This is a genomic window from Paraburkholderia unamae (genome assembly GCF_003268775.1).
GTDB lineage: Bacteria > Pseudomonadota > Gammaproteobacteria > Burkholderiales > Burkholderiaceae > Paraburkholderia > Paraburkholderia unamae.
Window position 1 is genome coordinate 147549 of the sequence record NZ_QLSU01000011.1, and the last position, 24392, is coordinate 171940.

Below are 24392 nucleotides of genomic sequence, written 5' to 3' on the forward strand. Positions count from 1 at the left end.
CCGCTCACCCGGTGAGCCACGAACGTTGCGCATGCACTCAGCGAAGGAGAGGATATGAGTCGGGAAGGGCAGGAAAAGCAGGGCATGTCGTGTGAGCGTCTCGCGCGGATCGAGCGCTTTCTCGACGAAAACTACGTCGCGACCGGCAAGCTGGCTGGCACCGTGACCCAGGTGTGGCGGCGTGGCGGGCTCGCACTGAACTCGGTGCTGGGTTTCGCCGATCGCGAGCGGCGCACGCCGATGGCCGCGGATTCGATCTTCCGCATCTACTCGATGACGAAGCCCATCACGTCGGTCGCGATCATGATGCTGGTCGAGGAGTGCAAGATCGCACTCGACGATCCCGTGAGCAAGTACATTCCCGCATGGGAAAAGCTCGGCGTTCACGCGGGCGGCTTCATGGAGAGCTTCCAGACGCGTGCGCCCGCGCGCCCCATGCGTGTCGTCGACCTGCTGCGCCATACCTCCGGATTGACCTACGGGTTTCAGCAAAACACGAATGTCGACGCCGCCTATCGCAAGCTGAAGCTGGGCGATATTGCGACGGCGGGCACGCTGGACGACATGATCGAGAAGCTGGCCACGCTGCCGCTCGAATTTTCGCCGGGCGACGCGTGGAATTATTCCGTTTCCACGGACGTGCTCGGCTATCTGGTCGGCAAGGTCAGCGGCATGGCGTTCGAGGACTTCCTGAAAGCGCGCATTTTCGATCCGCTCGGCATGGTCGATACCGCCTTTTACGTGCCCGAGGACAAGCTGTCGCGCTTCTGCGCTTGCTATGCCGTTGGCACGCTCGGCTCGAAGGTCGTCTCCGCGCAAGGGCCGACGCTTCAGGACGATCCGCGCACGAGTCCGTATTGCGAGCCGCCTGGCTTCGTCTCGGGCGGCGGCGGCCTCGTCTCGACGGCAGCGGACTACCTGCGTTTCTCTCGCATGCTGCTCCAGGGTGGCGAGCTGGATGGGGTGCGGCTGCTGGGACCGAAGACTGTGGAGTTGATGACCGCCAACCACCTGCCGGGCGGTGCCGATCTGCCGCGCCTGTCGCGCTCGATGTTCAGCGAAGCGAATTACGAAGGCGTTGGCTTCGGACTGGGCTTCGCCACGACCCTCGCGCCGGCGTCCACGCTCACGCCAGGCAGCGCGGGCGATTTTTTCTGGGGCGGGGCGGCCAGCACGTTCTTCTGGGTCGATCCTCGCGAAGACTTGATCGTGCTGTTTCTCACCCAGCTATTGCCGTCCAGTGCGTACCCGGTGCGGCGGCAGTTGCGCACGCTCGTGTATAGCGCGATTACCGAGTGCGGCGCCTGAGGGCCGCAATCATCCGTTCATGGCCGGCAAGCGGCGAGCGAACCGGCCGGTATGCGACATGCGCATCCGGCCGCCGTGAAATTCGCCGGCACGCTTTGCGTTCCTCTATTTTTTGCCCTTGAGGGTGAACGGGGCGAGGAGTGCCTGCACGTCCACCTGTTGCCCCTGGAGCATGAGCAGCCGGGCGTGAAGCACCGTGTTTTCGAGCACCAGCTTCGCGGTGCTCAGCAGGTACATGGCCTGGAGATCCGAACCCGACATCGCGGCTTCCACGGCGTGGTGTCGTTCCACGAGCGATTGCATGACGAGCCGCCGTAGTTCCTGTTCGCCGAACGGCAGGTCGGCGTAGTCGATTGGATCTTCGGCTTCGACTTCGCGCAGCATGTCAACAAGCGCTTCGGTGTTCACTTCCATGTGCCAGCTCCTTGACGTAGTCAGACTGCTCATGAAGTTGTTTCAGGCTACCGGGTTCCGCTTCTAACGTCTAGCGCTCGTCGGCGCCTGTCCATCTCGCGCATCGGGCTAGCCATGCGTGTCGACCCATGCTTTTGCCCATGCCAACCCCGCGTTTTGCGCGTCATCCTCGGAATCGAACAAGTCCAGAACACCCGACGTGCAGATAAGCGTGTTGTCCTGGGTGATCGTGCCGCTTCCCGCATAACGCTCCTGCGTGAGCAGTTCCGCCTGATGGGCAATGGCGTGGCCCCATAAAACGTAGCCTTTGTATGGTTCGCGTTCCATCTTTGCGTTGTTCGAAGTCGGGTTTGTCGTCTATCCGCTTTGCCGCAGCAACTTGAGTGCCGTGCCGCAGTGTGCATAGCGGCCAGGTGTTCTGGCACTACGCCGTCTGATGGCCTGTTGCGTCTTCGCACACGGTGTATGGCATAAGCATATCGCGGAACGCGTCCGCTCTTGTTGTCATCCGGCCGGCAGTGCGTACCCGAAAGGCAAGCGCCTTCGACGCCCCGGGAGCAGGAATGTACAAGCGCTACGCGCTTCGAAAAGGTATGCTTCGTGCCTCGTTGAAGTGAGCAATTCGCCGTTGAAGTTCGAGTGGAAGGAAGTGGAATGAGCAGTGTGTATTCGCCATCGGTTGCGTCGAGGGCCACGTTGGTCCGCGCCGAGATGGTTCGAGGGATGCGGGCCGCGTTGCCCGTCATGTTGGGATTCGTGCCGTTCGCGCTGGTGCTGGGTGCGCAGGCCGCCCAAAAAGGCATCAGCGCAGTCGAAGTGCCCCTGATGACGGGGCTCAATTTCGCGGGCGGATCGGAGTTCACGGCAGTGCGGCTGTGGACGTCACCGCCTCACATCGCACTCATCGTGGCGATGTCCTTCCTCGTGAACATGCGCCATATCCTGATGGGTGCGGCGCTCGCGCCTCGCATGCGGCATGTGCCGTTGCCTCGGGCGCTGGCCGCGCTGTTTCTGATGTGCGACGAAAGCTGGGCCCTGGCGCTCGCGGATGCGAACGCGCGAGGCCAGCGGGAAATCAGCATCGCTTATTACATCGGCGTGGCGCTCAACCTGTGGATGACCTGGATTGCGTTCACCGCACTGGGCGCCGTGCTCGGTCCGGTGCTGGGCGACATCGAGCGCTATGGCTTCGACATGGCGTTCACCGCGGTCTTCCTCGTGCTGCTCAAGGGCATGTGGAAGGGCGCCAGGGCATGCAGCCCCTGGCTCGTCAGTCTGATCGTGGCAGGCGTGACGTACAAATTCGTGCCGGGGGCATGGTATGTCGCGGCGGGGGCCTGTGCCGGTCTCGTGGCGGCATGCTTTCTGGAGCGCCCCGATGCTTGACTGGACGACGGTTGTGACCATCGTCCTGATGGCGGCGTCGACTTACATGACGCGAATCGTGGGCTTTGTCGTTTTGCGCGACCGGACGCTGAGTCCGCGAACGCAGGCAATCATGGAGAGCGTGCCGGGCTGCGTGCTGGTGTCGGTCATTGCTCCCGCGTTCGTGTCGAGCCATCCGGCGGACTTGCTTGGGCTCGCCGTGACGTTTCTGGCGGCGACCCGGCTTTCCCTCTTGCCGACCGTCGTTGTCGGAGTCGTCGCGACGGGCGTGTTGCGGCATCTCATCGTCTGACGCTAGTCCTGGCCCTGAATGACGGCGGGCGCGTTCTTCAGCCAGGGCGGGATGTCTCCCACTGCGGCGCTCAACCGCGCGATGACGCGGTTTCGCTGAGCACCGCCTGGCGCCAAACCGAAACACGCAAGGGCGTTGAGGTACAGGAACTTTTCCATCGACGGAAGCAATCCGCCCAGATTGCCGATTACCTGAGACGGGTAGCTCCCCCAGTCGGGCTCCTGGGACAGCATGTCCCAGTCGGTGCCGAACATGATCCGCCCGGTCACTGCGGGATTTGCCTGGATGGCGGCGTCAAGGCGCGATTTGGCCACTTTGCATTTCGGATGTTTCGCGTCGCACCATCGCAGCTGTTCCCAATACGCAAGGTCGCCGTACAGCCGATTTTCCGGGGGATCGCGCATGAGCTTCGCGAACTCGCTTGGCCAATCGTTTTTGGGGTGTCTGGGTTCGTCGGAACCGCCGCCGAAATGGCCAAGATTGCCTACGAGCGAAACGGAGGGCGAGGTGATCTCCAGTTTCTGTAGTAGTGCTTTCCATCCATTTGGGCCGCCGAATTCATCTTCGCCCTGGTCACGGCCATTGGACTCGCCGGAATGCGCCATGATCGGCACATTGTTTTGCGCGCACCAGGTGGCCAGCCGCAGCATGACCGCGTTGAGCTTCTTGACGTCCGGATGCGCTTGCTTGCCCGGATAGGGCTCGCTGTTGCCATAAGGCATGAAGCCCATTGGCGGGTAGATCTTGACGCCTACGAAGCCATATTGTCCGATCGCCTTTTTGACGAGCTCGAACGAAGCATCTTGTTCCTCGATATCGGTCCATGGGTTGTATGCCACGATCGGCAGCATATAGCCGCCGGACATGATGGACAGCAGCGAATGCAGCTTCATTTGCTCGACCTGAGGAGAGCGCTTTGCCGGCGCCAGCCAATAGTCGAAGTTGACGAACGAGGCAAACATCGCATCCACGCCGAACGCGTCATTCGCTTCGGTATAGGCGTACGTGTAGTCTTGCAGATTCATCCATCGATAGGCCAACATGTGGCCCACGAACTCGACGTATCCGCCGGGGTCCAGGGACTTCTCGGGCGCTCCCCGCCCGCCATACCGTGCCTGATAGTCCTTTAGTCTGCGAACCGGGTCGATGGCGATCGCTATCGACTCTTCAAATGCCGTCGGCCCCTCCGTGGAAGGCTTGAGGTCGCCAAACGTTCTTCGCATCTCTTGTGCATGAGCTTGTTGCAACGCCGTGTACGTTTGATCGAGCTTACGTTTTTTCATCTCGTAGGCGACGTTCTTTGAAACGATATCCCGGTGGGCTCTCGCCTCCGATTGAAGGAACGCTTTAACCGCTTCGTCTTTCTCCACGCCGACGAGTTTGGCCAGGAACGCCTTTAATTTTCCAATCTCGGCCTCTGCGGCAGGCGCAACGAGCGCCAGTGCGCCGACGACTTCCGCCAGTCCCACAACCAGTTCCCGCAAGAGCACATTGTCGATCGAGTGGGCGGCGTCCTTCTTCATGAACCCCATCGCGTCGATGTCGCTTGAGTTGAAGATATGAGCATGAACATCGATGCAATAGCGGGTTGGCTTGCCGCTGTTGCCAATTCGGGTTGGCTTGAATATCGGCTTGATGCGGGCCGCCGACTGGAGGGCTTCTTCGCCGGAGGATGACGCGAAGGGATGCGCGCAACGGGGAAATGCGGCTCCCGCCGCGAGACTCCCCGCAAGCATCTGGAGCGCCTTGCGCCGGCTGATTGCGTCGAGATTTTTCATGGCACATACCCATGTCGGGTAAATAGGCGCGTCCCAAAGATCGACTTCTGTGCGGCATTCGTCACATGCTAGCAGCCGGAACATTGCGCCGAATGTTGCCGACCGAACGGTACGCGAGTTCGTTGTCCGGTTTTGAGCGCAGCTGTCGCCTTCCTTTGCAATCAGGGCTTCGCAAATGAAGTGGCGGAGGATTCGCTTACAGAAAAGCGGAGGCCTCGCGTTTCACAGTCTTTCTCCACGCCCCAGGCGGCACGCCATAAACCTTGACGAACACGCGATTCAAATGGCTCTGGTCAGAAAATTCGCAGTCCGTTGCGATTTCGGTGAGTGACCGCTCAGAGTGTTCTATTAGCCGTCGCGCCTGCTCGACGCGTTGTCCGAGCAACCATTGATGCGGCGTGCATCCCGTCGATCTCGCGAAGGCTCGGATGAAATACGCGTGCGAAAGGCCGCATTCGCGCGCAATGTCAGCCAGCGATTTTCGCTGCGCCGCGCGAAGGAGCAGGAGTTCTTTTGCACGGGCCTCCTGTGTGGCGGCGAGGCCGCCTTTCGTCCGCGTTTCCCGGTTCGCCAGATTGCCGTAGTGCCGCGCGATGTGTATGCCCGCGGCAAACGCCAGTTGTTCGACGAACAGCTTGTCGAGGGCGCCGTCTCGCGCGGCGCTTGCGGTCAATGCGCGGGCGAGGTTTCCAAGAGCGGCGTCCTTGCACTGAGAAGGGCACACGAGGCCGTGGATGACCGGTGAGCCATGCTCGTCGGCGAGACGGCTGAGAAAGCGCCCGGACAACTCGAACAGAACGAAATGGAAACCCCCGCAGAGGTCGGCCGTGTATTGCTCGGAGAGGTCGCGAATATAGATCGAGTTCGGCTCGAACACACGGTCGTCGGTATCCAGGCCGCGGAAAATCCGCCTTCGGTGACCGCTGCCTAGCGAGACGCCCGCGAGAAAGCCGCGCTCGCTCGCCGGAGTCGAGACACGCACGGGCTCGGTCCGATCCATTTGCTTCTGATAGACGCGAATGTCCCCGCCCTCGATGAGCAGGTTCTGGCCGAGCTTGCTGGCCTCGCAACCCAGATCGTCCCTGTCGGCCTGCATGCCGATGGGGACGGACGTGCTCCTGCTCCTGACGCGTTTCGAGTTTTCCATGTTCCAGGCAAGTCGCAGCGATGGGGCGGCAAGACGTGATCTGCCTGCCGTTTCGTCTGAGTCATTCCGCGAATCGTCACCTTTAGGGCGGTTCGCAACGCAGGCCGCTTGGTCCGCGGCATCCATACCAATCGGACAACTCGCTCGGGAAAAGCGGTTTTCTTTTCCCCTTGAGGTCGGCTATAGTGTCCGTATGAACTGAATTGCAACTATATCAAATTGTATTGCAATTAGTTAGCCCCGTGGGAGTCTTAGCCTGGTTTCTTTGTGGCGGAGCGCCCACCTCACACTTCGATTGCGCTCGCGAGCCCATCGGGAACGCAGATCGTTCTTGATATCAGCCCAACAGGAGGCTTTATGTCCCTTTCCCGATCGGACCTCGCCGGCATGTTCCCGGCAATTCCCACGCCCTTGGACGCGCTGGGAGAATTCGACAGACCCGCGCTCAAGCCCGTCGTCGATCATCTGTTCGACGGCGGCATGAGCGGCGTCGTCGTGCTGGGCGGCACCGGCGAATACCTCGCGTTGACGCAGCGCGAACGTGTCGAGGTGGTGGAGCAGACCGTGGCGGCGGCGGGCGGTCGCGGGCCCGTCATCGCGGGGGTGCTCGCGCCAGGTTTTCGCGAAGCGGTGGAGGCAGGCAAGGCGTTGACGCAGGCGGGCGCTGACGCGCTGATGGTTGTGACTCCTTATTATGTGGCTCCTACACAGGCGTCGCTGCGCGACTACTACAAGGCGTACCACGAGGAAGTGGGAACGCCGGTGCTGCTCTACGAGATTCCCTATAAGACGATGATTACCGTGCATCCCGAAACCGTCGCGGGGATGGTGGAGGATCGAAGCATTATTGGAATGAAGGCGTGCAACCCCGATATCGGCCACTTCATGCATGTCGTTTCGCTCGTCGGCGACAAGATGGCCGTGCTCAGCGGCGAGGATCATCTGCTGCCGGTTCAACTCGCGATCGGCGCGTTCGGCTCGATCCACGCCACGGCGAACCTGTTCCCGCGTCAATGGAAGCGGATCTACGACCTCGCGCGCGCAGGCGACCTGGCGCGGGCGCTGAAGTACCTGGACGTGATGCGGCCCATGATGCAGGCCGTGTTTTCAGAGGGCAATCCGGGGCCGCTCAAGGCGGCGATGTCGATGATCGGCCTGCCGGTCGGCGAAGCGTTGCGTCCTTTGAAAGCGCCCGACGCCGAATTGTCGGGCAGGCTCCGGGCGATTATCGCGGGTCTGCAAGAGCGCGAGCGGAACCTGACGGCCGCTTGAGTTGCGGCGTGCGCGGCCGTCATCTCGCCGCCTCAAACAAGAATTTTGTTTTGGCGCAGACGTCATGTATATTCGGCTTACTGAAACTGCACTGCAACTAACATGAATTGAATAGCAATTCATGCGGTGAGTGAGGGCCGGTTTCGTGTCAGCGCCGACCGGCACGGAGCCGACGACGTTTGCCATCCGGGCGCAACCCGGTCTCGATGCCAAACGAGGCCGCACGCCGTGCGAGGTGCAGTGGGATTGGAGCGGCTGCCGCGCGTCGCGCCCTGCCGTCCGCCCATCGTTCGTCACGACACACACCTATGAGGGACTTATGACTGCACTGAACACGGCGACGCGCCGGCGTATCGCGTCGAGAATGGACAACATCAAGACGTCGAGCATCTACGTGCTCATGGCTCGCGTCATCGACCTGAAGGCGCAGGGCGTCGATGTGCAATCCTTGACCGCAGGCGAGCCCGATGTCGACACGCCGCCGCATATCGTGGAAGCGGCGCATCGGGCGATGCTGGCCGGTGACACGCATTACACGCCGGTGCGCGGCTCGCATGCAGTCCGCGAGGCCATTCGCGCGAAGTATGCGCGCGAAAGCGGCCTCGATTTCGCCGACGAACAGGTGATGGTGGCGACGGGCTCCAAGCAGATCGTCTTTAACGCGCTCGCGGTCACGCTGGAGCCGGGCGACGAAGTCCTGCTGCCCGCGCCCTATTGGGCCGCCTATCCCACCATGATCTATGCGGCCGGCGGTGTGCCGAAGATCGTCACCGCCAGGAGGGAAAACGGCTACAAGCTCACCGCCGATGAACTGCGGCAGTCGATTGGCCCCCGCACGCGCTGGGTGATCCTCAATACGCCGTCCAACCCGACGGGCGCGGTGTATAGCGAAGACGAGCTTCGCGACCTCGGCAACGTGCTGATCGACTATCCCGACGTATGGATTCTCAGCGACGAAGTGTATGACCGCCTCCACTACCTCGCGAAGCAACCTGTTTCGCTCGCAACGGTCTGCCCGCAACTGGCGAACCGGCTGCTGATTTCGAACGGCATGTCGAAGGGTTACGCCATGACGGGGTGGCGCATCGGCACTGCCGCGGGACCGGCGGACCTGATCGCGGCCATGGCCGATTTGCAGGCGCAAACGACGCTCTCGCCTTCGTCGATCAGTCAGGCGGCGGCGGTTGCGGCGCTCAACGGCCCGACCGAAGCGCTCGATCACATGGTGGATGTCTATCGTCGCCGGCGCGATCTGGTCATGTCGTTTGCCGCGCGCAATGCGGATTTGCAGATCTCCCGGCCGGACGGCGCGTTCTTCGCGCTGATCGACGTGAGCAAGGTGATTGCCGACCCCGCGCGCTTCGCGGGCGACGACGTCGCATTCGCGAGCTGGCTGCTCGACGAGCATCGCGTGGCAGTCGTTCCGGGCGTCGATTTCGGCGCAAAGGGCACCGTCCGCATTTCGTTCGCGACGGACGAGGCGACGATCGAGCGCGGCCTCGACGCCTTGTATCGTGCGGTGAAAACGCTCGGTTGACCCGTGGGCAACGCTCCCACTACCGGCGGCTGAAGCGCCGGGACCCGATACGCGCGACGCGCGCGACCCGTCTCTCCTCACGACCGTGTCCTGCTTCTGGGGCGCGGTCTTTTTTTTGGAGCGACGCCATGCCATACCACGTCGTGTGCGTGCGGCCCGTGCGCGTGCAAGCTTACGGTGGGCATGCGGTATGATGCTTTCATGCGTTCTGTACCCCGTTCGCGGCGGAGCGGACATCATTAACAGCATCTACCCATGGCTTCGAAGAAAAACGATAAGACGTCGACTCCCGAAACTGGCGCGGAGGACGTGGATAACTTGTTTGTTGGCAGTGTGGCGAAGGCGTTTCGCGTGCTCGAGGCTTTTGGGCAGGGAAAGCCGATGATGGGTTTTTCCCAGATCGCGCGCGAAGTGGGGCTCGAGAAAAGCGCCGCACAACGCGCCGCGCACACGTTGTGGAAGCTTGGGTATCTCGACAAGGTCGGACCGGCCGGTGAATACCGGCTCACAAAACGTTGTCTCGATCTTGGCCACGCGTTTCGCAAGTCGAATCGTATCGTCGAGTGCGCGGAGCCTTATCTGCGATTCCTGCGCCGCAAGACCGATGCGTCGATCAATCTGACCATGCTCGACGGTCCCGATTCGATGTTCATCATCCGCTACACCAACTCGGCAATGCTGTCGAACGACCTGGGCGGCGGTCTTCGCATGCCGGCCTGGTGCACGGCCACCGGCGTCGCCATGTTGTCCGCGCTGGACGACGAGCAGATTCGCGTGATTCTCTCGCAGTCGGATCTCAAGCCGGTCATGCCGGGCACGATCTGGGAAACCGACAAGATCATGGAGCGCATTCATCGCAGCCGCGAAGAAGGCTATGTTCTCGGCGTCGAGGAAGATTTCGCGAGCGACATCACGCTTGCTTGCGCGGTCCGTGACGGACTCACAGGCGAGATCGCCGCGATCGGCGCGTCGTATTCCAGCGAAACCACTTCGGTCAAGGCCGTGATGAACGGCTGTCGCCAGCTCATGATGAGCACGGCGCAAGAGATCGAAGCGAAGCTCATGACGCTGTAAAGCAGGGCGTCGACGACGGCCGCGTTCGCGTCCGCTCAACCTTCCGAATGATCTGCTCTGCCGGCGCGCGTGAGCCGCGCAAGCGGCGCTGCCGCGCGTCTTGACGCGTGATGTCACGCCGTCGCGCCGCGCATCATTGCTCACGCGCCCGCAACGCGCATTGCACCGCTCGAACCTGAAAAAGCAGCTTGCTTCGTGATCGAAGCCGGCGCTTCACAACATCCGTTTTCGACAGACAAAAACCACCCACGCCCGGCGCGCCGCTCGCCCGTCGCGCGCCGTTTTTCGTATGCGCGCGGCGCGTCGTTGGGATCAACCCGTAAAGACCGCTTCGAATCCTTGTAAATGTATTTTGACTCATCTACACTGAATTCCAATCCAAACTGATTACAATGCAATTATGTAGTCGCGCATGTAGTCACGCCGGATTAAATCGGCACGACCGTTTTCGGGCAGGCGTGTTCGCTGTCGGCAATTCGTCAGCCGCACGCAATGCATGCGCATCAGATTCAGCCAATACCTGGAGATCCTAAATGAAGGTCAAACTCAAGCGACTGATCACCTGCTCGATCGTGACGGGAACGCTGGCGCTCGCCGCCGGCTCCGCGCTCGCGGATCAGCTCACCGACATCAAGGCGAAGGGCGAACTCGTCTGCGGTGTGCTCGGCACCGACCGCCCGTTCAGCTTCATCAAGAACCCCGCGGATCGCGAGATCGTGGGATACGACGTGGACTTCTGCAACGCCATCGCCAAGGCGCTGGGTGTGAAGCCCGTGCTCAAGCAACTGGCGACCGCGGCGCGCATTCCGGAACTGCAACAAAAGCGCGTCGATATCCTGACCGCATCGCTCACCCATACGAAGGACCGCGAGTCGCAGGTCGACTTCACGCTTTCGACGTTCGTGCTCGGCGAAAAGGCGCTGGTGCGCAAGGATAGCGGCATCACGCATCTGGCCCAGCTCGACGGCAAGAAGGTGATGACCACCAAGGGCTCGATCGAGGCCATCAACATTCCGAAGGCGCTGCCCAACGCCACGCTGATCGAATTCGACACCAACCCCGAAGGCATTCTCGCGCTTCAGCAAGGCAAGGGCGTTGCGTATATCGACGACGAAACCACGCTAGGCGGCGCGCTCGTGAAACTCGGGCCGCAGGCGAAGGATTACATGATCCTGCCCGAGAGCCTCGCGAGCGACAAGGACGCGCTCGGCGTGCGCAAGGACGAGCCGGCGTTCAAGGCCAAGGTGAACGAGATTCTCCTCGGAATGGAGAAGAGCGGCGAAGCCCAGAAGATTTACGATAAGTGGTTCGGGCCGAACTCGGGAATGAATTTCCCGCCGCGCTCGTTCAAGATCGATTCCGACCAGATCTAACCGTGCAAGGAGTGCTGCCCGGCGCCGCCGGGCAGCTCGAACGATGCCAAAATTCGATCTCTCCATGCTGCTCGCGGGGCCGTACTTCGGGTCGCTGCTCAGCGGGTTCCTGCTGTCGATCAAGCTGTCCGTGCTCGGGCTCGTGTTCGCGTTGCCGCTCGGGCTGGCGCTCGCGGTGATGCGGCTCGTTCCGGTCAAGTTCGTGCAGTGGCTGAGCCTCTCCTATATCGAAGTCACGCGCAACGTGCCGCTGCTGGCCCATTTGCTGTTCTGGTATTTCGGCGTGCCGCAACTGTTGCCGCGCCCCGTCACGGCCTGGCTATATGACCACAACTACGAGTTGCTGAGCGCCGTCATCGCGCTCGTGCTTTATTCGGCCGCGTATATGGCCGAGGACTTCCGCAGCGGATTGCGCGCGGTGAACGTCACGCAGCACGAAGCCGGTCGCGCGCTGGGATTCGGCTTCTTCCAGACGTTGTGGTTGATCGTCCTGCCGCAGTCGCTGCGCTACACCGTGCCGCCGCTCATCAATCAGGTCCTCAATCTCTGGCAAAACTCCAGCACGGCCATGGCGGTGGGCGTGGCGGAGATGATGTATCGCGCGCAGCAGGTGAGTTCCGCCACCTTCCGCACCTTCGACGTATTCGCCATCACCACGCTGGCCTACCTCACGATTTCGACGCTGATCTCGGCGGTGTCGCATCTTTATCAGCAGCGCTACCCCGTCCGGAGCACCTGACAATGTGGGATCTGATTCATACCTACGCCGCGTTCTTTCTGGTTGGCCAGTATCCGAACGGACCGCTGGGCGGCCTGAGCCTCACGCTGCTGCTGGCGTTCAGCGCGCTGGTGCTCGCCATGCCGGTGGGCATGCTGTTTGGCCTGTGCGTGGTCAGTCCTTATCCGCTGCTGCGCAGGCCGGTGGGCATCCTGCTCAGCATCGTGCGCGGCACGCCCTTGCTGATGGTGATTTTCTGGGCCTACTTCCTGTTGCCGTCGATGACGGGGCACGACACGGGCCAGTTCACGACGATGCTCGTCTCGCTCATCATCGTCGACGGCGCCTTTCTCGCCGAGATCTTTCGCGCGGGCATTCAGGCGCTCCCGCGCGGGCAGATGGAAGCGGCGCGCTCGCTCGGGTTTCCGTATGGGCATGCAATGCGCCTTGTCATTCTGCCGCAGGCCATGCGCAACATGCTTCCGTCGATGGTGAACCAGCTCATCTCCACGATCAAGGAGACGTCGTTTGGCTACATCATTTCCTTGCCGGAAATGTCGTTCATTTCCGGCCAGATCGGCACCGAGGAGTTGACCCACGCGTTCGACGTGTACGGCATTCTCGTGCTCACGTATTTCGTCCTGTGTTTCGGCCTCTCGCGACTGGCGTACTTTCTTGAGCGGCACCTCGGTTCGCGTTCATCACTGAGCTTGAAATCATGATTAGTTTCGAAGGCGTCAACAAATGGTATGGCTCTCATCACGCGCTCGTCGATGTCAACGAGACGGTGAACAAGGGCGAAGTGGTCGTCGTCTGTGGGCCGTCCGGTTCCGGAAAATCCACGCTGATCCGCACGGTCAATCGTCTCGAGCCGATCCAGAAGGGCCGCATCGTCGTGAACGGGCAGGACGTCCATGCGCGTGGCGTGGATGTGAACGACGTTCGCCGCGGAATCGGCTTCGTGTTCCAGCAGTTCAATCTCTTTCCGCATCTGAGCGCGCTGGAGAACTGCATGCTCGCTCCCGTGCGACTCGGCAAAATGCCCAGGCGCGAGGCGCGCGACCTCGCGATGGCTTTTCTCGAACGCGTCGGCCTCGCCGCCAAGGCGAATGCCTATCCGGCGAACCTGTCGGGCGGGCAGCAGCAGCGCGTGGCAATCGCGCGGGCGCTTGCCGGCAAGCCGCCGCTCATGCTGTTCGACGAGCCCACGTCCGCGCTCGACCCCGAAATGGTCAACGAAGTGCTCCAGGTCATGAAAGGCCTCGCGTGCGACGGCATGACGATGGTTTGCGTCACACACGAAATGGGCTTCGCGCGCGAAGTGGCCGATCGTGTCATCTTCATGGATCAGGGCCAGGTGCTCGAACGGGCGCGGCCCGAGAATTTCTTCAGGAAACCCGATCATCCGCGTGCGCAGCGTTTCCTTTCGGATATCCGCTCGCCGTGGGTCACGGCGGCGGGCGCGGCGTAAAGCACGCATGGCGCGGCCGCAGCGAGCGCATTGTCATAAAAGAACTCTGAAGGGGAAAGCATGGTGTCCGGCAGATCAGGCAGCATCGGCGGCAGCGCGAACAGTGGTGAAGACACTGAAGTCGATCACTTGATCGTCGGGAGCGTGATCAAGGCGTTTCGCGTTCTCGAAGCGTTTAGCAAGGCCCGGCCCTTGATGGGCTTTTCGCAGATCGCGCGCGAGACCGGCCTCGAAAGGAGTGCGGCGCAGCGCGCGGCGCACACGCTCTGGAAACTCGGCTATCTCGACAAGGTGGGCCCGGATGGCGAGTACCGGCTCTCGATGCGCTGTCTCGATCTGAGTCAGTCGTATCTCGCGTCGCATCGCATCGTCACCAAAGCGCGGCCCTATCTGAAGTTTCTGCGCCGCAAGACCAACGCGACGATCGCGCTCACGATGCTGGACGATACCAATACCGTGCAGGTGTTGCGCTACGTGAGCATGGAGATGCTCTCCAATGCCATGGACACCGGCACGCGGCTGCCGGCTTACTGCTCGGCGTCCGGCGTCGCGATACTGTCGGCAATGCCGGACGCGACCGTGCGGCAGATCCTCGCGCGATCGGATCTCAAGCCGATGATGCCAAATACGGTCTGGCACGCGGACAAGATCATGGAGCGGGTGCAGCGCAGCCGGGAGGAGGGTTACGTGCTCGGTGTCGAAGAAGATTTCGCCAGCGACATCACGATCGCGAGCGCAGTACGCGACCCCCTGACGGGCGAGGTGGCGGCGATCTGCGCATCGTATTCGAGCGAGAGTGTCAGCCCGGAGGGGGTGATCGACGACTGCCGGCAGATGATCATCAGCACTGCCAATGAGATCAGATCGAATCTGGCGGTGGCCAGAACCTGAGAGGCGCTCGTTCGTATCGTTACGGCTGGTGCACGACTGGCAATGCCGTACCAGGCCAGATCGCGTCCCTGCCTTCCAGTCGCTCGACGACATAGCGGCCGATCGCTTCGGCGGGAGAGCCATGATCGCCGGCTGTCGCGTTCACCAGAACCACAATCGCTCGCCTGCGTTCCCGGCTGAACGCCGCGTAGCTCGTATAGCCGCCTGTTCCGCCCGTATGCCAGTGGGTCCGGTCTTCAGGCTGGTAAAGCCAGCCCAGGCACATCGTCAGCATGTCGCTCACTTTCACGCGCGGCTTTTGCGCGTCCTCGAACGCCGCGCTCAACGTGTGTCCGCTGGTTCCCGGCGCATCCCGCAGGCTTTGCGGATCGCAAAACGCCTCCAGATACGTCAGCAGGTCGGCCGCCGACGCACGCAGCCCGCCCGCGCCCGCCAGTATGTTCAAATTCCACGGCCTGGCCGGAAGTCCGCTCGCCGCATGCCCTGGTATGAAGCGCGCTTGTTGCGCGGGCGCGAGCGTGATGGCGGTGTCTGTCATGCCTAACGGGCGGAGTATCTGTTCATCGAGCAAGGCGATGAACGGCATGCCCGCGCGGTTCGCGAGCGCATGGCCAAGCAGGCCCGCACCGAGGTTGCTGTAGCTGAAGCCGGGTTGTCCCGCCTTGCCGGTGCCGTGCGCCGCAAGAAACGCATGCAGCTTTTGCGCGTCGTAATCCGCGTACGGGTCTTCCGGATCGGCGGGTTGCATGTTGGCCGGCAAACGGGGCAAGCCCGAATGGTGCGTCGAAAGATCGAGCAGGGTGATTTCCTCCCCGCCTGGCTTTGCGACGGCGCTGTTGGGAAGCAACGCTCTCACGGGCTCATGCAGTTGAGCCTTGCCTTGCGCGACCATTTGCGCAAGCAGCAACCCGGTAAACGTTTTGGAAACCGAACCAATTTCAAAGATCGAAGCGTCGCCCGCCGCGCCGAACGAGACAATGGAGCGCTCGCCATCCTGCGAAATGCCGATCACGACGCCACCGGCGCTGCCTCGCGAGAGCCAGCCCGTTGTCAGCAGATCCCCGAAGTCGCACAAAAGGCGTGCACCGAGTTCCGCCGCCGGCACCGGTGGCAAGCCTGGCAACATGCGCGGCGCGGGCAAAGGTTGCACGCGCACAGGCTGCGTCTGCCGTTCGAGGTCGAGCGGATACTCCGCGCGCTGAGCCCATTGCCCGGTCAGTCTGTTTGCATCGGCGGACAGCGTGCCGGTCCAGCGTCCATCGACCGAAGGCACATCAAAACTGAAGGCGTTGCCGTTGATGGACAGGTTCGCGCACGCCAGGCCGGTCTTGCGTTGATCGATGCTATCGAGCGTTGCGGACAAGCGTCCGTGCCGGTCAGTCCTGGTGGTGACTTGTATGCGTAGCGAACGCTTGTCGACCGTGAGTTGACCGAGCCAGATGCCGTCGATCGATGAGGGCATGGCAGTCGGCACGAATGTATCGCGCACCCACTTGAGCGCAGTCGCGCCACCCTGTTTCCACGTACCGGAGAGCGTCAGGCCGTCGGCTTCGAGTGCGCCGGACCAGGCGCCGCTAACCGAAGGCACCGCGAAATTCAGCGATCGCCCATCGATGGTCACCTCCATACATTCGATGCCAAACGCGCCCTGATCCGGACTGTCGATCGTCAACATCGGCAGGTCGCTGCCATGCCGCGCAACATGCAGGATCAGCGGCAAGGGGCCTAAACGGCCCTCGTATGAGCCATCGGGAACAGGTTGGTCAGCGGACATGGAGAGATTCCTGCGCAGCAAGTGCATGGCAACGGCAAAGCGATTGACGAGGATTCCAATACTACCGGGCGCACAAAAAAACGTCGGGATGCGCCTTCGCCAGATTCACCAGAGCGTCGCTGACAACGCGCACCTTGGGCTGGACATAGCGCGTGCGAGGCCGGATCACGTGGATCGGCATGCCTCCGCCCTCGAACTCATCGAGCACCGTGACGAGACGGCCGGACTGCAAATGCTCATGCACGAGCCAGGTGGGCAACTGCGACAGACCACACCCGTCGAGAACGCCCTGGACCATCATCTCGCCATCGCCGAGCTCGTGACGAACGCGGATTTCCTGTTCTTCCAGCACACCGTTTGGACCCCGAAGCAACCAGGTCGAGCGTGCGCCTCTACGCCATCCCACGATGCAGTCGTGTTCGAGCAGCGCCGCCTGGGTGGTCACGGGTCCACGCCTGCGCAAATAATCGGGCGATGCGCAAATCACGAGATGCTGTTCGCCGAGGCTGCGCGCGACGAGTTCTGAATCGTCCTTCAGGTCTCCGATGCGCACCGCGAGGTCAATGCCTTCGCTGATCATGTCGACGGTGCGGTCGCCGAAGGTGATCGTCAGGTCCAGTTGCGCGTACTGTCGCGCGAGCGCGATCAGCGCCGGTGCGATATGCCTGCGTCCGAACGCGCCGGGCAACGCGATGCGCAATTGCCCCCTCGGCTCCGCTTGTCCCGTGGCGAGACCATCTTCGGTGTCGTCCAGATCTTCGAGCACGCGCAGGCAACTGCTCAGATAGGTCTCGCCCTCGCTGGTCAGCGTGAGGCGGCGCGTCGTTCGATGCAGGAGCTTGACGCCCAGGCGCCGCTCGAGCCGCGACACCCCTTTGCCGACCGCGGAACTGGTGACGCCGAGCTGCAACCCGGCAGCCGTAAAGCTTTGAAGCTGCGCCGCCAGAACGAATTCCGGAATGCCGTCGAATCGTTGCCAGGCCATTTTCCTTCCCCCACTAGACGGCTAATTTTAGCCTGAGAGGACGAAGTGAGTGGACTGGAGGTAGATTTATCCGTTTTGTGGATCAGATTAAGCTGGCGGCACTTAACACAGCAACGAGGAAGCCGTGTCCACAGAAATATCGAAGCTGCTTGCGATCGAAGCCGTCAAGAATGTTCGCAAACGCTATTGCCACTACCTTGACGCGAACCGTATGGACGCGCTCGCCCAACTCTTCGCGCCTGACGCGGTCTGCGAGGTCGATCGCGGCGTGTGGCGGGGCAGGGACGCAATCCGCGAAGGGCTATCGGAGGCCTTCAAGGCTTTCGATACGCAAAACCGCGGCCGCTACCCATTTCTGCACGCGATCGCCAATCAGTGGGTCGAGCTCGTCGACGAGGATCGCGCCGAGGGACGTTGCTACCTGATCGATCTGGTGACGACGCGGCCGCCATCGGAAAGTCCGTTTTTGCTGTTGGGCCTGTATGCCGACGAATATCGGCTCATGGACGGTCACTGGCTCATCAGCCGAACCCGCCTCGATGTCGTGTGGCCGCAGCCCAACGGCGGTGGCGGAGACCCTGGAAACGGTCTGGTCTTGCCCAACTGAGCAAGCCGCCGAGCGGCATTGCCGCGCTCGCATGCTGAACCCACTTTCTTCTTCTGGATTGCAATGAGCCTGTTATTTGAACCGTATGACCTGGCCGGCACACCGCTGTCGAATCGCATCGTCATGGCGCCCATGACCCGCGCACGAGCGCTCGACGACATACCGGACGAGCACACCGTCCTTTACTACTCGCAACGCGCGACGGCGGGCCTGATTATCAGCGAGGGGGTTCCCGTATCGCGCGAAGGTTGCGGATATCTGTTCAATCCGGGTCTTTACACGGACGAACAGACGCAAGCCTGGCGTCGCGTCACGGCCGCCGTCCATGCCAGGGGCGGGAAGATTTTCGCCCAGTTGTGGCACGTTGGTCGCATGTCGCACGTGTCTCTCCAGCCCGATGGCGCCGCACCGGTGTCCTCCGTTGCGCAATTAGCGGCCAATTCGAACGCTTATGCATGGATCGCGCCCGGTCAGGCAGGGCCCATTCAGGCGAGCCAGCCGAGAGCGCTGGAGGAAGCGGAAATCAAACGCATTACCGCCGATTTTGTCCGGGCCGCACGCCGGGCGATGGAAGCCGGTTTCGACGGCGTTGAACTGCACGGCGCCAATGGCTATCTGTTCGAGCAGTTTCTCAACGGCGCGCTGAATACCCGGACCGACCGCTACGGCGGCTCCATCGATAACCGCCTGCGATTCATGCGGGACACGCTCGATGCGATCGCCGCCGAAATCGGCAATACGCGCGTCGCCGTCCGGCTATCGCCCTTCGGCCGCCTGTTCGACATGCAGCCTTACGGCGATGAAGCGCCAACGTGGCTGCGCGTGGCCGCAGTGTTGAATGAAATGGATCTCGCGTATGTGCACTTGAGCGATCAACTCACCATAGGCGCCGAGTCGATTCCCGAAGGCTTCGCCGCCCGGTTCCGCGAGGCGTACCAGGGCACCTTGATGGCGGCAGGCGGATTCACGCGCATGAGCGCCGAGGCGGCCCTGGCGAGCGGGGCGCTCGACCTGATCGCGTTCGGCCGCCCGTTTATTTCGAACCCGGATCTGGTGGAGAGGATGCGGCACAACTGGCCGCAGGCCGATGCCGATCGCTCCACGCTCTACGGCGTGAATGGAGCGATCAGCAAGGGCTACACGGACTATCCGGCGTATCGGCCCGGCGCGGCATGAAAGGGCGTGAAGGGGAATGAAGGGGCGTGAAGGAGCGCTCGCGCGCCATCATTTGAAGCCGACGTTCCAGAACTGGGTCGGACCGAACGGGTCGATCTTGAAGCCGGTGACGTTCTTGCGCATCGGCTGATAAACGGTCGAATGGGCGATCGGCGTGAAGGGCACTTGCTGCTTGAAGATCACCTGGGCCTGCATATAGAAGTCCGTGCGGGCGGCGATGTCGGTCGTGGTGCGGCCTTTCTGGATCAAATCCTCGAACGGCTGATAGCACCACTTGGAAAAGTTGCTGCCGTTCACCGACGCGCAACCCAGCAGCACGCCGAGCCAGTTGTCCGGGTCGCCGTTGTCTCCGGTCCAGCCGATCAGTATCGCGTCGTGCTCGCCCGCATGCGCGCGCTTGATGTATTCGCCCCACTCATACGTGACGATCTTCGCGTGCACGCCGATCTTTTCCCAGTCGGCCTGAATCATCTCGGCCATCAGGCGCGCATTGGGGTTATAAGGGCGTTGCACCGGCATCGCCCACAGGGTGATTTCGAAGCCGTCTGGAAAGCCCGCCTTGGCGAGCATGTCCTTCGCCTTGGCCGGATCGTAAGGCGCATCCTTGAGCGTCTTGTTATAGGACCACTGGGTTGGCGGCATCGGGTTTGTCGCCGGTTGTCCCGAGCCTTCATAAACCGACTCGATAATGGCTTTCTTGTTGATCGCCATGTCGAGCGCCTGGCGCACCTCGACCTTGTCGAGCGGCTTGTGCGTGGTGTTGTAGCCGAGAAACCCGAGATTGAAACCGACCTGGTGGAGCACCTGGATGTCCGGATCGCTCTCCAGCCCGGCGATGGCTTGCGGGCGAGGGTAACTCATGACCTGGCATTCGTTCTTCTTGAGCTTCTGCTCGCGCACGGCGGCGTCGGGTGTGATGGAGAAGATGAGCTTGCCCAGCCGCACGACACCCGGCTTCCAGTAGTCAGGGTTGCCGTCGAAGCGGATCGTCGCATCCTTCGTATAACTGACGAAAATGAACGGGCCCGTGCCGACCGGGTAGAGGTTGATGTCGGACGCCTTGCCGGCCTTCATCAACTGATCGACGTATTCGGCCGAGAGGATGGACGCGAACGGCATGGCCAGTTCCGAGAGGAACGGCGCGTTCACCGTCTTCATGGTAAAGCGCACGGTGTAGGGATCGAGCTTTTCGATCTTCGCGATGCTCTTGTCGAGCCCCATGTCCTTGAAATACGGAAACTGGACGGGATACGCCGTGCGAAACGCGTTGTTCGGGTCGAACATGCGCTCGAACGTCAGCATGACGTCGTCGGCGTTGAATTCGCGCGTGGGCTTGAAGAACGACGTGGTATGAAACTTGACGCCGTGGCGCAGGTGAAACGTATAGGTCAGGCCGTCCGGTGAAATTTCCCACGACTCGGCAAGACCCGGTTCGACTTTCGTGCCGCCATGCTCGAATTCGACCAGACGGTTGTAGGCGGTGTACGACGCGGCCGAAAATTCGAGCCCGGTTGTGTATTGCGCCGAGTCGAAGCCCGCCGGGCTGCCCTCCGAGCAGAACACGAGCGTTTTGTCCGGCAAGGTCGCGGCGGACGCCGACGTGCTCGATATGGCACTAAAGACCCCGAAGGAACACAAAAGCAACGCGAGGGGATTCAGCCAAAGTCTGCGGCAGGATGACATGGGCACTCTCCGGTAGATTTTTAATTCAAAGCGGTGCTCGATCACTGCGTGCAACAAGAATAGCTTAGTCAATATCCGCTGGCGCGCAGCGCGGGTCATCCCCATGACCGGGACAGAACCCGGTCCGCCCCCATTGCGCGCGAGCGCAGTCAGGGCGGGAGCCGGGGAATGTTATTGATCAGACAAATTGCTGTCGGTCATGGCGTTACACCACCCGCACTCCGCAGTCTCCAATCAGTGTGACGGCCTGATCGACGGAAAGGATCGTCCCTTTGAGGTGTTGCAGCACGTCGGTCAGACGCAAGCCACTTAGGTCTACAGAGCGTAGGTCCGCGCCGTCGAAGCGGCTGTTGCGCAGTTGTGCGTTGCTGAGACTGCCGCCTTCGAATACCGCGTCGCGAAAGTCGCAGTCGGAGAGATCCGCGTCGGAGAAGTTCAGGGCTTCGAGCGTTTGCTTGCGAAACGACAGGCCCCGCAGATCGGCGCCCACCAGCAGGGAGTCGTGAAAGCTGAGGCCGAGCGTGCGGGCGTCGACAAAGCGGGCTCCGGTCAGCTTGACCTCGGTGAAAACCGCTGACCCGAGTTTCGAGCCGGTCCAGTCGGTGTTGTTCAGATCGCTGCGGTAGAAACGGGCATCGCTGATATTGGCGTAACGAAATCTCGCCGCCGCGCACTTGCACGCCAGCCAGCGGCTCCTGGCGAGTTCGGAGTGCTCCAGAATGGCGTGCTCGAAGTCGCACTGCGTGAAGCGCGCGGCGCGGAAATCCAGATTCGAAAGATCTTCGCCGTTGAAACTACAGTGCTCGAATGTCGGCTGGTCGCCGCATTCTCGAAGCAGGCGGGTCAGCGCCTCGCGCTCGAAGGTCAATCCGCTGAACAGCGTGCCTTCTTCGGCTGACGGCTCTTGTGTGTTGCTGCGCATCGGTGCAGGCTCCTCATCCAAAGGGGCGCGCAGCATCCGGTCCACAGCGCGTCCCCTCAACTTGGTCAAAGTAAGGTTGACGCCGCGGCAAATCTAGAACCCAACAAAGGAGTCGGGCGCAGGAGATACCAACCTGCCACTCTATTTTCGGCGGTGAGGATTTTATCGCCGCGACCCTGACCGGCACAAGATCAACGGATGGGTCTCAGCGCCGTGGGACCGATGTTCGAGGTTTCACCGGCAATCCGGTTGCTCTGCCCACGCGCGGATCTGATCGATGGTCGCCGTGGCGCCGCCGCACACGATAACCAGGACCTTTTTGTATTCGGCCAACGCCGGGTGCCGGTCGTAGGCGACGGACAGCGCCGCACCGCAAGCCGGCTCGACCAGAATGCGGTGATCCGCGAGAAAACGCTCGCAGGCGGCGAGCGCGCTGCGGTCCGACACCACGAGGCTGCGCACAGGGTGCTCATGCGCGCAATGCAACGCCTGTTCGCACACCCGCTTCGCGCCAAGCGACGTGGCGACGCTGGCGATACGCGGCAACTCCACCGTACGGCCGGCCTCGACAGCGGCGTGGAATGAAGCGGCGCCTTCGGTTTCGACGGCCAGCACCGGCACATCGCGCCAATGATTGCGCTGCAAGCCTTCCACCACGCCGCAAAGCAGGCCGCCCCCGCCGACGGAAAGCACGACGGCGTCCGGCTTGAGCCCGGCCTCGGCAACCTCGTCGATCATCGACGCATGGCCGTGCCACAGCAGCGGATCGTCGAACGGATGCACGAAGGCGTCCGTCGCGCCCAGGAGCGTTTGTGCGTACTGGTTGGCCTCTTGCCAGGAACTGCCGTGCACCACGACCTCCGCGCCTTCCAGGCCGAGCAGTTCTTTGGCGCGCGCCGTCGTGGTTTCGGGCACCACGACCACGACGGGAATGCCGAGGCGCCGCCCCGCGTACGCCACGGCAAGCCCCGCATTGCCTCCCGACGAGGAAACGAAACGCTGTGCGCCACGGCTCTGGTGGACCGCGCAAGCATGGCCGATACCCCGGATCTTGAACGATCCGCACGGCTGCAAGGCGTCGAGCTTGAGCCAGATGGATTGTTCACCAGGGACGCTCAAGGCGCGCGATTCCATCAAAGGGCTGTCGAAGTGCAGATTCATGGCGTTGAGCTTCCAGATTGGCAGTCGGACCGGCTGAGGCCGGACTTGTGCGGATCCTAAAGTGCAAAGGGCGCGCTGGCTTGTAAAAAATTGACCGGTCCGAAGGACGTTGGAGCAGGGCGGGCGATCAAAGGCCCATCGGCTCAGTAGGCGGACGGGGCCACGCCAAACGCTTGACGGAACGCCCGGTTGAAATGGCTTTGATCGTAAAACCCCACGCCCTGGGCGACTTCGGCGATGGTCGGCTTGCCGCGCGCGAGCAAGCTGCAAGCTCGCTCCAGGCGCAGACGAAGCAGCCAGGCATGAGGCGTCATGCCGATGGTCTGCTTGAACCGGCGCAGAAAATGAAAACGCCCCAGACCGCACAAGGTGGCCAGTTCATCGAGCGTGATTTTCTCGGCGAGATGGGAGAGGCAATAATCCTTGAGCCGTTGCCAATGCACCGGGGAGAGCGCGCCTTTAATCGCAACCGGTTTGATGGCGCCGGACCGGGCGAACAGGCAATGCAGCAACGACAGCCATTCCGACTGCACACATAACGAGGACGCGTCGGGCGACAGTCGCATCGCATCGTGAAGCTGCAACAGTTGCGCGGCCAGCGTCCTGTCCTCGAGCATCATGCCGTTCAATCCGGGCTCACGGTGGTCGGAGTCCGTCACCTCGGCCGCGACGTCCCGCAGCAGATCGCGGGAGAGCCTGAAGGTCTTCAGCGTATAGGCGTTGCCGCTTTCGCCCGCGCCGTCGTGGATCTCGCCGGGCGGCATCAAGGAGACGCGACCGGGCCCGAGCAATACGGCCTCGCCGTTCACGCATTGCCGCTGAACGCCATCGGTGACGAGCCCGACATGATAGTCAAGATGGTAATGCCGCTCGAAGCTGAACTCCTTGAAGCGCCCCACGCCGAGCACCAGTCCGGGCAGGCCGGCTAGCCGTTTGTACTCCACACCATCGGTCATTTCGAATCACGCAATCGCTTTTGCGCCAGATATAAGGGGCCGCACCATACTCGAACGATCGAAGCTTTTTCCGGCGGGGCACCGCGAGTATAGGTCAGCACGCGAAATGGCCGGATGCTTCGAAAGCCTACTTCGATTCTTCGGCGCCCCCCGATCGCGGCCAGGGTTGCGTGGGATCGACATTGGGGTGAGGACTATTCGGCACGAGGCTGCGCGTGCTTTGCTGTGCGTCCTCCTTCTCCGGATTCGCGGCGACGCTGCTTGCTCCAGCAGACGGCTTTGTGCCCGGTTTCGCGCTTGCCTTCGCCTTCGGCTTCGCCGTCACGCTCCCCGATGTCCCCGATGCGGGTGCACCCGCTTGGGGCGTCACTGCCCACGCGAGCGTCGACGAGCACAAGAGCGCGGGCAACAAGACGAGCATGCCCCGGCCGTGTTTCTTGACTATCATTGATTTGCTCCGCACGTGT

The 24392-nt window shown here is 62.0% G+C and carries 24 protein-coding genes; 13 read left to right on the top strand and 11 right to left on the bottom strand.

Features of this window, described 5'->3' with window-relative positions:
- Nucleotides 1–54 precede the first annotated feature (54 nt).
- Nucleotides 55–1308, top strand: a complete 1254-nt coding sequence (locus tag C7401_RS19610) for a serine hydrolase domain-containing protein (RefSeq protein ID WP_112173054.1) — start codon at nucleotides 55–57, stop codon at nucleotides 1306–1308.
- A gap of 105 nt (nucleotides 1309–1413) precedes the next feature.
- Here C7401_RS19610 and C7401_RS19615 read toward each other — a convergent pair whose 3' ends face one another.
- Nucleotides 1414–1722 (bottom strand): hypothetical protein, encoded by a 309-nt coding sequence (locus C7401_RS19615; RefSeq protein ID WP_112173055.1) that lies wholly within the window; start codon nucleotides 1720–1722, stop codon nucleotides 1414–1416.
- Nucleotides 1723–1830: 108 nt separating this feature from the next.
- Entirely contained in the window at nucleotides 1831–2049 is a 219-nt protein-coding gene (locus C7401_RS19620) for a hypothetical protein (protein ID WP_112173056.1), read from the bottom strand.
- Between the two features lie 327 nt (nucleotides 2050–2376).
- Between C7401_RS19620 and C7401_RS19625 the strand changes: the two genes are divergently transcribed.
- Entirely contained in the window at nucleotides 2377–3108 is a 732-nt protein-coding gene (locus tag C7401_RS19625) for an AzlC family ABC transporter permease (RefSeq protein ID WP_112173057.1), read from the top strand.
- Nucleotides 3101–3400 (top strand): AzlD family protein, encoded by a 300-nt coding sequence (locus C7401_RS19630; protein WP_112173058.1) that lies wholly within the window; start codon nucleotides 3101–3103, stop codon nucleotides 3398–3400. The genes C7401_RS19625 and C7401_RS19630 overlap by 8 nt, the downstream gene beginning before the upstream one ends.
- A gap of 2 nt (nucleotides 3401–3402) precedes the next feature.
- On the opposite strand, the gene C7401_RS19635 is transcribed toward C7401_RS19630, so the two are convergent.
- Nucleotides 3403–5178 carry an amidohydrolase family protein gene (locus C7401_RS19635; RefSeq protein ID WP_112173059.1) on the bottom strand — a complete coding sequence of 592 codons (1776 nt, stop codon included), beginning with the start codon at nucleotides 5176–5178 and terminating at the stop codon, nucleotides 3403–3405.
- 196 nt (nucleotides 5179–5374) lie between these two features.
- A complete protein-coding gene (locus tag C7401_RS19640; protein ID WP_258397160.1) occupies nucleotides 5375–6325 on the bottom strand; it encodes a helix-turn-helix domain-containing protein in 951 nt (316 codons plus the stop codon).
- Nucleotides 6326–6592: 267 nt separating this feature from the next.
- On the opposite strand from C7401_RS19640, the gene dapA reads away from it, so the two are divergent.
- From dapA to C7401_RS19680, 8 genes are all read left to right on the top strand, one after another.
- The gene (gene dapA, locus C7401_RS19645; protein WP_146757952.1) at nucleotides 6593–7597 is read left to right on the top strand and encodes a 4-hydroxy-tetrahydrodipicolinate synthase; all 1005 of its coding nucleotides are present in this window, start codon (nucleotides 6593–6595) and stop codon (nucleotides 7595–7597) included.
- A gap of 319 nt (nucleotides 7598–7916) precedes the next feature.
- Nucleotides 7917–9134 (top strand): pyridoxal phosphate-dependent aminotransferase, encoded by a 1218-nt coding sequence (locus C7401_RS19650; protein WP_112173061.1) that lies wholly within the window; start codon nucleotides 7917–7919, stop codon nucleotides 9132–9134.
- Nucleotides 9135–9389: 255 nt separating this feature from the next.
- The gene (locus tag C7401_RS19655; protein WP_112173062.1) at nucleotides 9390–10208 is read left to right on the top strand and encodes an IclR family transcriptional regulator; all 819 of its coding nucleotides are present in this window, start codon (nucleotides 9390–9392) and stop codon (nucleotides 10206–10208) included.
- Between the two features lie 533 nt (nucleotides 10209–10741).
- Nucleotides 10742–11581: an ABC transporter substrate-binding protein gene (locus C7401_RS19660; protein ID WP_112173063.1), complete on the top strand. Its 840-nt coding sequence runs from the start codon at nucleotides 10742–10744 to the stop codon at nucleotides 11579–11581.
- Nucleotides 11582–11624: 43 nt separating this feature from the next.
- A complete protein-coding gene (locus C7401_RS19665; protein WP_112173064.1) occupies nucleotides 11625–12320 on the top strand; it encodes an amino acid ABC transporter permease in 696 nt (231 codons plus the stop codon).
- A gap of 2 nt (nucleotides 12321–12322) precedes the next feature.
- On the top strand, nucleotides 12323–13021 hold the full coding sequence (locus tag C7401_RS19670) for an amino acid ABC transporter permease (RefSeq protein WP_112173065.1): 699 nt from the start codon (nucleotides 12323–12325) through the stop codon (nucleotides 13019–13021).
- A complete protein-coding gene (locus C7401_RS19675) occupies nucleotides 13018–13770 on the top strand; it encodes an amino acid ABC transporter ATP-binding protein (RefSeq protein WP_112173066.1) in 753 nt (250 codons plus the stop codon). Before C7401_RS19670 ends, C7401_RS19675 begins: the two co-directional genes overlap by 4 nt.
- A 60-nt stretch (nucleotides 13771–13830) precedes the next feature.
- A complete protein-coding gene (locus C7401_RS19680) occupies nucleotides 13831–14661 on the top strand; it encodes an IclR family transcriptional regulator (protein WP_112173067.1) in 831 nt (276 codons plus the stop codon).
- A 19-nt stretch (nucleotides 14662–14680) separates the two neighbouring features.
- Here the strand turns inward: C7401_RS19680 and C7401_RS19685 are convergent, their stop codons facing one another.
- Nucleotides 14681–16435, bottom strand: coding sequence for a serine hydrolase domain-containing protein (locus C7401_RS19685; protein WP_181565622.1), 1755 nt, complete (start codon nucleotides 16433–16435; stop codon nucleotides 14681–14683).
- Between the two features lie 61 nt (nucleotides 16436–16496).
- Nucleotides 16497–17420 carry a LysR family transcriptional regulator gene (locus C7401_RS19690; protein WP_112173069.1) on the bottom strand — a complete coding sequence of 308 codons (924 nt, stop codon included), beginning with the start codon at nucleotides 17418–17420 and terminating at the stop codon, nucleotides 16497–16499.
- 124 nt (nucleotides 17421–17544) lie between these two features.
- Here C7401_RS19690 and C7401_RS19695 point away from each other — a divergent pair, with 124 nt between their 5' ends.
- On the top strand, nucleotides 17545–18027 hold the full coding sequence (locus C7401_RS19695) for a nuclear transport factor 2 family protein (RefSeq protein WP_112173070.1): 483 nt from the start codon (nucleotides 17545–17547) through the stop codon (nucleotides 18025–18027).
- A gap of 63 nt (nucleotides 18028–18090) precedes the next feature.
- Nucleotides 18091–19203, top strand: coding sequence for an alkene reductase (locus C7401_RS19700; protein WP_112173071.1), 1113 nt, complete (start codon nucleotides 18091–18093; stop codon nucleotides 19201–19203).
- 48 nt (nucleotides 19204–19251) lie between these two features.
- On the opposite strand, the gene C7401_RS19705 is transcribed toward C7401_RS19700, so the two are convergent.
- From C7401_RS19705 to C7401_RS44420, 5 genes are all read right to left on the bottom strand, one after another.
- Nucleotides 19252–20892, bottom strand: coding sequence for an ABC transporter substrate-binding protein (locus C7401_RS19705; protein ID WP_373864446.1), 1641 nt, complete (start codon nucleotides 20890–20892; stop codon nucleotides 19252–19254).
- A gap of 199 nt (nucleotides 20893–21091) precedes the next feature.
- Entirely contained in the window at nucleotides 21092–21844 is a 753-nt protein-coding gene (locus C7401_RS19710) for a pentapeptide repeat-containing protein (RefSeq protein ID WP_309251999.1), read from the bottom strand.
- 198 nt (nucleotides 21845–22042) lie between these two features.
- Nucleotides 22043–22969 carry a pyridoxal-phosphate dependent enzyme gene (locus C7401_RS19715; RefSeq protein ID WP_112173074.1) on the bottom strand — a complete coding sequence of 309 codons (927 nt, stop codon included), beginning with the start codon at nucleotides 22967–22969 and terminating at the stop codon, nucleotides 22043–22045.
- 143 nt (nucleotides 22970–23112) lie between these two features.
- Nucleotides 23113–23925 carry an AraC family transcriptional regulator gene (locus C7401_RS19720; RefSeq protein ID WP_112173075.1) on the bottom strand — a complete coding sequence of 271 codons (813 nt, stop codon included), beginning with the start codon at nucleotides 23923–23925 and terminating at the stop codon, nucleotides 23113–23115.
- Nucleotides 23926–24052: 127 nt separating this feature from the next.
- The gene (locus C7401_RS44420) at nucleotides 24053–24373 is read right to left on the bottom strand and encodes a hypothetical protein (RefSeq protein ID WP_146757953.1); all 321 of its coding nucleotides are present in this window, start codon (nucleotides 24371–24373) and stop codon (nucleotides 24053–24055) included.
- Between the last annotated feature and the right edge of the window lie 19 nt (nucleotides 24374–24392).

Excerpts from the sequence above, each read along its gene's own strand:
- C7401_RS19655 (WP_112173062.1), top strand. The coding sequence starts at position 9,390 with ATGGCTTCGAAGAAAAACGATAAGACGTCGACTCCCGAAACTGGCGCG.
- C7401_RS19610 (WP_112173054.1), top strand. The coding sequence starts at position 55 with ATGAGTCGGGAAGGGCAGGAAAAGCAGGGCATGTCGTGTGAGCGTCTC.
- C7401_RS19675 (WP_112173066.1), top strand. The coding sequence starts at position 13,018 with ATGATTAGTTTCGAAGGCGTCAACAAATGGTATGGCTCTCATCACGCG.
- C7401_RS19635 (WP_112173059.1), bottom strand. The coding sequence starts at position 5,178 with ATGAAAAATCTCGACGCAATCAGCCGGCGCAAGGCGCTCCAGATGCTT.
- C7401_RS19665 (WP_112173064.1), top strand. The coding sequence starts at position 11,625 with ATGCCAAAATTCGATCTCTCCATGCTGCTCGCGGGGCCGTACTTCGGG.
- C7401_RS19715 (WP_112173074.1), bottom strand. The coding sequence starts at position 22,969 with ATGAATCTGCACTTCGACAGCCCTTTGATGGAATCGCGCGCCTTGAGC.
- C7401_RS19685 (WP_181565622.1), bottom strand. The coding sequence starts at position 16,435 with ATGTCCGCTGACCAACCTGTTCCCGATGGCTCATACGAGGGCCGTTTA.
- C7401_RS19615 (WP_112173055.1), bottom strand. The coding sequence starts at position 1,722 with ATGGAAGTGAACACCGAAGCGCTTGTTGACATGCTGCGCGAAGTCGAA.
- C7401_RS19625 (WP_112173057.1), top strand. The coding sequence starts at position 2,377 with ATGAGCAGTGTGTATTCGCCATCGGTTGCGTCGAGGGCCACGTTGGTC.
- C7401_RS19720 (WP_112173075.1), bottom strand. The coding sequence starts at position 23,925 with ATGACCGATGGTGTGGAGTACAAACGGCTAGCCGGCCTGCCCGGACTG.
- C7401_RS19690 (WP_112173069.1), bottom strand. The coding sequence starts at position 17,420 with ATGGCCTGGCAACGATTCGACGGCATTCCGGAATTCGTTCTGGCGGCG.
- C7401_RS19640 (WP_258397160.1), bottom strand. The coding sequence starts at position 6,325 with ATGGAAAACTCGAAACGCGTCAGGAGCAGGAGCACGTCCGTCCCCATC.
- C7401_RS19680 (WP_112173067.1), top strand. The coding sequence starts at position 13,831 with ATGGTGTCCGGCAGATCAGGCAGCATCGGCGGCAGCGCGAACAGTGGT.
- C7401_RS19660 (WP_112173063.1), top strand. The coding sequence starts at position 10,742 with ATGAAGGTCAAACTCAAGCGACTGATCACCTGCTCGATCGTGACGGGA.
- C7401_RS19710 (WP_309251999.1), bottom strand. The coding sequence starts at position 21,844 with ATGCTGCGCGCCCCTTTGGATGAGGAGCCTGCACCGATGCGCAGCAAC.
- C7401_RS19700 (WP_112173071.1), top strand. The coding sequence starts at position 18,091 with ATGAGCCTGTTATTTGAACCGTATGACCTGGCCGGCACACCGCTGTCG.
- C7401_RS19670 (WP_112173065.1), top strand. The coding sequence starts at position 12,323 with ATGTGGGATCTGATTCATACCTACGCCGCGTTCTTTCTGGTTGGCCAG.
- C7401_RS19650 (WP_112173061.1), top strand. The coding sequence starts at position 7,917 with ATGACTGCACTGAACACGGCGACGCGCCGGCGTATCGCGTCGAGAATG.
- C7401_RS19630 (WP_112173058.1), top strand. The coding sequence starts at position 3,101 with ATGCTTGACTGGACGACGGTTGTGACCATCGTCCTGATGGCGGCGTCG.
- C7401_RS44420 (WP_146757953.1), bottom strand. The coding sequence starts at position 24,373 with ATGATAGTCAAGAAACACGGCCGGGGCATGCTCGTCTTGTTGCCCGCG.
- C7401_RS19620 (WP_112173056.1), bottom strand. The coding sequence starts at position 2,049 with ATGGAACGCGAACCATACAAAGGCTACGTTTTATGGGGCCACGCCATT.